The following is a 6,000-nucleotide window of genomic DNA, read 5'->3' on the forward strand; positions in this document are numbered from 1 at the left end:
AAGACGGAGTCCCTCTCCCGCCGCCGCCTGTCCATCCTTCCATAGTCGCATTCCGCCGTCCGGATTCGCCCGATAGGCTGCACACCAAACAGTTGGCGTTCCGACGGATATGATGACCAAGCCCCGCCTCCCTGGCCTTCTCCGCAGCGCATCGCTGGCCGCCCTCGCCGCGGTCCTGCTGGCCGGAACGCCTGATGCCGGTGCCGCAGCCCAGACCGCCGGTGCCGATTCCATCTCCGAGATCCGCATCGGCCTGCTGTCGCAGACGCCGGAACCGCCGCCCTCCGTCGCCAACCCCGACGAGCCGGCGGCCGACGACGGTCTGGCCGGCGCCACGCTCGCCATCGCCGACAACAACACGACCGGCAAGTTCCTCAAGCAGGCCTTCCTGCTCGACAGCGTGGAGGTTCCGCCGGACGGCGATGCCGCCGCCGCCCTGCGCGAGTTGGCCGGCCGCGGCGACCGCTTCGTCATCGTCGACGCGCCCGGCACCACGGTAGAGGCCCTGTCGAAGCTGCCGGAGGCCCGCAACCTGCTGCTGCTGAACGCCAACGCGCCCGACGACGCACTGCGCGGCGGCGCCTGCGCCGCGAACCTCGTCCATGTGGCGCCCAGCCGGGCGATGCTGGCCGACGCGCTCGGCCAATATCTGGTGAAGAAGCGCTGGCCGCGCTGGTTCCTGGTCACCGGACGCCGGCCGGAGGACAAGCTGTATGCCGACGCGATCCGCCGCACCGCCAAGCGCTTCGGCGCGCAGATCGTGGCGGAGAAGGAATGGACCGCCGACAGCGACGTCAACCGCACCGCCGAATCCGAAATCCCGGTCTTCACCCAGGCCAAGGCCTACGACGTGCTGATCGTCGCCGACGAGGTTGGGGAATTCGGCGATTACCTGTCCTACCGCACCGCCGATCCGCGCCCGGTCGCCGGCACCCAGGGGCTGGTCCCCACCGTCTGGCACCGCACCCACGAGCAATGGGGCGCAGCACAGCTGCAATCCCGTTTCAAGGCCGCGGCCAAGCGCCCGATGACCGCGCGCGACCACAATGACTGGACCGCCGTCCGCGTGGTGGGCGAGGCTGCCGCCCGCACCCGCTCCGCCGATCCCGACCGCCTGATCGCCTTCATCCAGTCGCCCGATTTCACCATGTCGGCCTTCCGCGGCGCACCGCTCAGCCTGCGGCCCTGGGACGGGCAGTTGCGCCAGCCGGTGCTGCTGGCCGCCGACCGGTCTGTGGTGTCGGTATCGCCGCAGGAGGGCTTCCTGCACCCGCGCACCGAACTGGACAGCCTGGGCTACGACCAACCGGAAACGCTCTGCAAGACACGAGGAAAGACCACGCCATGACCGCCGCCCGCTTCACCGGCATTTCCTTAGCAGCCCTGGCCACCGCCCTCCTGGCGTCTGCCGCCTCGGCCCAGACCATCTATGTGTCGAACGAGAAGGACAACACCCTGTCGGTGATCGACGGCAAGACCATGGCGGTCACCGACACGATCAAGGTCGGCAAGCGCCCGCGCGGCATCACCCTGTCGAAGGACAGCACCCAGCTGTTCATCTGCGCCAGCGACGACCATGCGGTGCAGGTCCTCGACCTCGCCAGCAGAAAGATCGTCCACAACCTTCCGTCCGGCGAGGATCCCGAACAGTTCGCCCTCAGCCCCGACGGCAAGAGCCTGATCATCGCCAACGAGGACAGCAACATCGTCACCGTGGTCGACGTGTCCTCGCGCAAGGTCGCCTTCCAGGTCGATGTCGGGGTGGAGCCGGAGGGGATGGACGTCAGCCCCGACGGCCGGTGGGGCGTCAACACCTCCGAGACGACCAGCATGGTCCACTGGATCGACATGGAAAAGCGGCAGGTGGTCGACAACACGCTGGTCGGCCCCCGCCCGCGCTACGCCCAGTTCACCAAGGACGGTTCGCAGCTGTGGGTTTCGTCGGAGATCGGCGGCACCGTCAGCGTCATCGACACCGCCACCCGCAAGGTCACGAAGGTCGTTGATTTCCATATCAAGGGCGTCGCCAAGGACCGCATCCAGCCGGTGGGCGTCAAGCTGACCGACGACGGCCGCTATGCCTTTGTGGCGCTCGGGCCCGCCAACCACGTCGCGGTGGTGGACGCCAAGACCTTCGAGGTGAAGGATTACCTGCTGGTCGGCCGTCGCGTCTGGCAACTGGCTCTGACGCCCGACCAGAAGACGCTCTACACCACCAATGGGGTCAGCGGCGACGTATCGGTGATCGACGTCGATGCCCTGAAGGTGACGAAGACGGTCAAGGTCGGTCGCTATCCCTGGGGCGTGGCGGTCAAGGGGTGAGACGAACAGGGGCCGAGGCGGAGAGGAACGGTGGAATGACGGTGCCGGCACTGGATGTCGAAGGACTGCGCCACAGCTATGGCGGAAACCGGCTCGCGCTGGAGGATGTCGGCTTCCGCGTAATGCCCGGCGCCTTCACCTGCCTGCTCGGCCCCAACGGCGCAGGCAAGAGCACGCTGTTCGCGCTCGCCACCGGCCTGCTGCGGCCGACCGCCGGACGGGTGCACATCCACGGCCACGATATCATGCAGGCACCTGGCGACGCGCTGGCCCATCTTGGCGTGGTGTTCCAGCAGCCGACCCTCGACCTCGACCTGACGGTGGTGCAGAATCTGCGCTATTTCGCGGCCCTGCACGGCATCGGCCGGCGCGAGGCCGACCGGCGGATCGAAGCGGAACTCACCCGACTGTCCCTTTTCGAACGGCGGGCCGAAAAGGTCCGCGCGCTGAACGGCGGCCACCGCCGGCGGGTGGAGATCGCCCGCGCCCTGCTGCACCGCCCCACCCTGCTGCTGCTGGACGAACCGACGGTCGGGCTGGACATCCCCGCCCGCCGCACTCTGATCCGTCATGTCCATGCCTTGTGCGCGGAGGATGGAATCGCCGTGCTGTGGGCCACCCATCTGATCGACGAGATCGACCCCACCACCGACCATGTGGTGGTCCTGCACCGTGGCCGGGTTCGCGCCAATGGGCCGGTCGCCGCGGTGAATGAAGAGACCGGCTGCGCCACCGTGGCGGAGAGCTTCGACCGGCTGACCGCCGCACGCCCCATTGCCGAGGTGGAGACCGCAGCATGACCGGCCGGCGGTTCGGGGGATGGTGGATCGCCTTTCAGGGCATCGTCGCGCGCGAGGTGCTGCGCTTCGTGCATCAACGCGAACGCTTCCTCGGCGCGCTGGTCCGGCCGCTGGTGTGGCTGTTCGTCTTCGCGGCGGGGTTCCGGGCCGCGCTCGGCATCGCCATCATCCCACCCTACGAGACCTACATCCCCTACGAGGTCTACATCGTGCCGGGGCTGATCGGTATGATCCAGCTGTTCAACGGCATGCAGGGCTCGCTGTCGATGGTCTACGACCGCGAGATGGGCAGTATGCGAATCCTGCTGACCAGCCCGCTGCCCCGTGCCTTCCTTTTGCTGGCCCGCCTGCTGGGCGGCGTTGTGGTCTCGGTTCTCCAGGTTGCGGCCTTCCTGCTGATCGTCCGGCTCTACGGCATCGACCTTCCGCTCTGGGCGCCGCTGACCGTGCTGCCGGCCCTGCTGCTGAACGGGCTGATGCTGGGGGCGCTCGGCATGGTCCTGGCCTCCACCATCCGGCAGCTGGAGAATTTCGCCGGGGTGATGAACTTCGTGGTCTTCCCCCTCTTCTTCCTCTCCTCCGCCCTCTATCCGCTCTACCGCATGGAGGAGGCCGGACCGCTGCTGTGGTGGCTGTGCAGCCTCAATCCCTTTACCCATGGGGTGGAGCTGATCCGCTTCGCGCTCTACGGCCGGATCGACGGTCTGGCGCTGGCGGTCGTCACCGGCGCCACCCTGCTGTTCGCGGCCCTGGCGGTGCGCGGCTATTCCCCCGCGCGCGGCATGGGATCACGGGCGCCGTCGGCGGCGGGATGAGGCCTTACGCCGCGTCGTGGAAGATGATGCCCAGCGTGTGGCGGGCGCCTGAGCGCACCGGGCTGACGCCATGGCGGTGCCGGACACGATAGGTGCCGCGGGTGCCCTGCACCGGGCGCTGGTCCACCGCGAAGATCACCGCATCCCCCAAGCCCAGCGGCACCACGGTGGCGCGCGATTGCATGCGCGGACGCTGCTCGGTCAGGACGAACTCGCCACCGGTGAAATCCTGGCCCGGTGCCGACAGCAGGATGGCGACCTGCAACGGGAACACCGTCTCGCCATACAGGTCCTGATGCAGGCAGTTGTAGTCGCCGGGACCATATTTCAGCAGCAGCGGCGTGGGCCGTGCCTGTCCAGCCGCATGGCAGCGCTCCAAAAACTCCGCATGATCCGCCGGATAGCGGGTGTCGAGCCTCATCGCCGACGCCCAGCGGTTGGCCACCGGCGCCAGCCGGCGGTAGAGCGGCGCGCGCAGGGCGGTGACCGGCTCAGGCAGCGGGTAGGTGAAGTATTTGTATTCACCTTTGCCGAAGCCGTGCCGCTCCATCACCACCCGGCTGCGGAACGGAGCTTCCTGCTCATAAAGTCCCGCCAAGGCGCTGCGGGTCTCCGCGTCCAACAACGGCCCCGCGACCGCATGACCGACCGATTCCAGCTCTGCTTCGATGCGTGTCCAGTCCAACATCTCCAGCATCCTCACTGCGCCGCCTCCTTGCGCTCACGGTCCAACAGGTCCCGTTTGCGCTCCACGCCCCAGCGATAGCCGGACAGTCCGCCATCGGATCGCACCACCCGATGGCAGGGGATCGCCACGGCGATCGGGTTGGCGCCGCAGGCCCGCGCCACCGCCCGCACGGCCGCCGGCTCGCCGATGGCGCCGGCAATCTCGGCATAGCTGGCGGTCCGGCCGGCCGGAATGGCGCGCAACGCCTGCCACACCCGCTGCTGAAAAGCGGTGCCGCCGATGTCCAATGGCAGATTGAGCCCCGTCCCGGGCGCCTCTACGAACCCCACCACCTGCGCCACGGTCGTCTCGAAAGCCGCATCCCCACCGATCAACTCCGCTTTGGGGAAGCGGTCCTGCAGATCGCAAAGCAGCAGATCGGGATCGTCGCCTAGCAGGATCGCGCACACCCCGCGTTCCGTCGCTGCCACCAGGATCGAACCGAGCGAGCAGACCCCGACCGCGAAACGGATCGTCTCCCCCGCCCCGCCCTTGCGGTAGCTGGTCGGCGTCATCCCCAACCGTGCCCCCGCGGTCTCGTAGAACCGCCCGGAAGAGCCATAGCCGGCCTCATAGATCGCTTCGGTCACGCTGCCGGCCTGCTGCAAAGCACCGGCGATGCGGGTGGCACGGTTGGCCTGGACATAGGCGCGCGGCGTGACGCCAGTTACCTGCTTGAAGATGCGATGGAAGTGATGCGGGCTCATCCCCGCCTCCGTTGCAAGCTCTTCCAAGAGGGGCGCCTCCTCAGCCTCCTCGATCAGGCGGCAGGCACGGGCCACAGCCTCGGCCCGGCGGTCGTTCTGGCTCGGCCCATCCGGCCGGCAGCGTTTGCAGGGCCGGAACCCCGCCCGCTCCGCCTCGGCATTGCCGGCATAGAACACGACATTCTCAGGCCGTGCCGGCCGCGCGGCGCAGCTCGGCCGGCAATAGACGCCGGTGCTGCGGACCGCATAGACGAACCGCCCGTCGGCGGCAGGATCGCGGCGGCGCAATGCCTCCCAGCGGCCGCTATCGGAGTCGGCTGCTTCGGAGATGCCGGCTCCGGAGATGCCCGCTCCGGAGATGGTCGTGTCGGGTGCAACGGTCATGTGTCCCTCTCCCTGCATGAAGCTTACAGGCTCGGTGGCGAGATGAGGGAGCAATGTGAACTGTCAGGAGGAGCGGCACACTCCGCCGCTTGCTTTCGAATTGTGTCGCAGCGTCCCAAACGCGAAAACGCCCCGGCTCTGATGAACCGGGGCGTTTCGAATTGGTGCGAAGATGCAAGCTTATGCTTCGTGTTTGGCGTCTCTTGAGTCTGAGTGACCTGGCGGCGACCTACTCTCCCACGTCT

6 protein-coding genes are annotated in these 6,000 nt (G+C 68.0%); 4 read left to right on the forward strand and 2 right to left on the reverse strand.

The genetic code is table 11. The features are described 5' to 3' along the window. The first annotated feature begins 112 nt into the window (after nt 1-112). The 4 genes from FZ938_RS26920 to FZ938_RS26935 are packed head-to-tail and all read left to right on the forward strand — an operon-like array spanning nt 113 to nt 3,937. On the forward strand, nt 113-1,348 hold the full coding sequence (locus FZ938_RS26920; protein WP_149201358.1) for an ABC transporter substrate-binding protein: 1,236 nt from the start codon (nt 113-115) through the stop codon (nt 1,346-1,348). After that, the gene (locus tag FZ938_RS26925) at nt 1,345-2,322 is read left to right on the forward strand and encodes a YVTN family beta-propeller repeat protein (RefSeq protein ID WP_149201345.1); all 978 of its coding nucleotides are present in this window, start codon (nt 1,345-1,347) and stop codon (nt 2,320-2,322) included. Before FZ938_RS26920 ends, FZ938_RS26925 begins: the two co-directional genes overlap by 4 nt. A gap of 35 nt (nt 2,323-2,357) precedes the next feature. Next, nucleotides 2,358-3,122: an ABC transporter ATP-binding protein gene (locus FZ938_RS26930; protein ID WP_149201346.1), complete on the forward strand. Its 765-nt coding sequence runs from the start codon at nt 2,358-2,360 to the stop codon at nt 3,120-3,122. Then, nucleotides 3,119-3,937: an ABC transporter permease gene (locus tag FZ938_RS26935; RefSeq protein WP_149201347.1), complete on the forward strand. Its 819-nt coding sequence runs from the start codon at nt 3,119-3,121 to the stop codon at nt 3,935-3,937. The genes FZ938_RS26930 and FZ938_RS26935 overlap by 4 nt, the downstream gene beginning before the upstream one ends. Before the next feature lie 4 nt (nt 3,938-3,941). Here FZ938_RS26935 and FZ938_RS26940 read toward each other — a convergent pair whose 3' ends face one another. Next, the gene (locus FZ938_RS26940; RefSeq protein ID WP_246799118.1) at nt 3,942-4,625 is read right to left on the reverse strand and encodes a 2OG-Fe(II) oxygenase; all 684 of its coding nucleotides are present in this window, start codon (nt 4,623-4,625) and stop codon (nt 3,942-3,944) included. A gap of 11 nt (nt 4,626-4,636) precedes the next feature. After that, on the reverse strand, nt 4,637-5,755 hold the full coding sequence (ada, locus tag FZ938_RS26945) for a bifunctional DNA-binding transcriptional regulator/O6-methylguanine-DNA methyltransferase Ada (protein ID WP_246458069.1): 1,119 nt from the start codon (nt 5,753-5,755) through the stop codon (nt 4,637-4,639). Nucleotides 5,756-6,000 lie beyond the last annotated feature (245 nt).

This window comes from Azospirillum oryzae (assembly GCF_008364795.1).
GTDB lineage: Bacteria > Pseudomonadota > Alphaproteobacteria > Azospirillales > Azospirillaceae > Azospirillum > Azospirillum oryzae.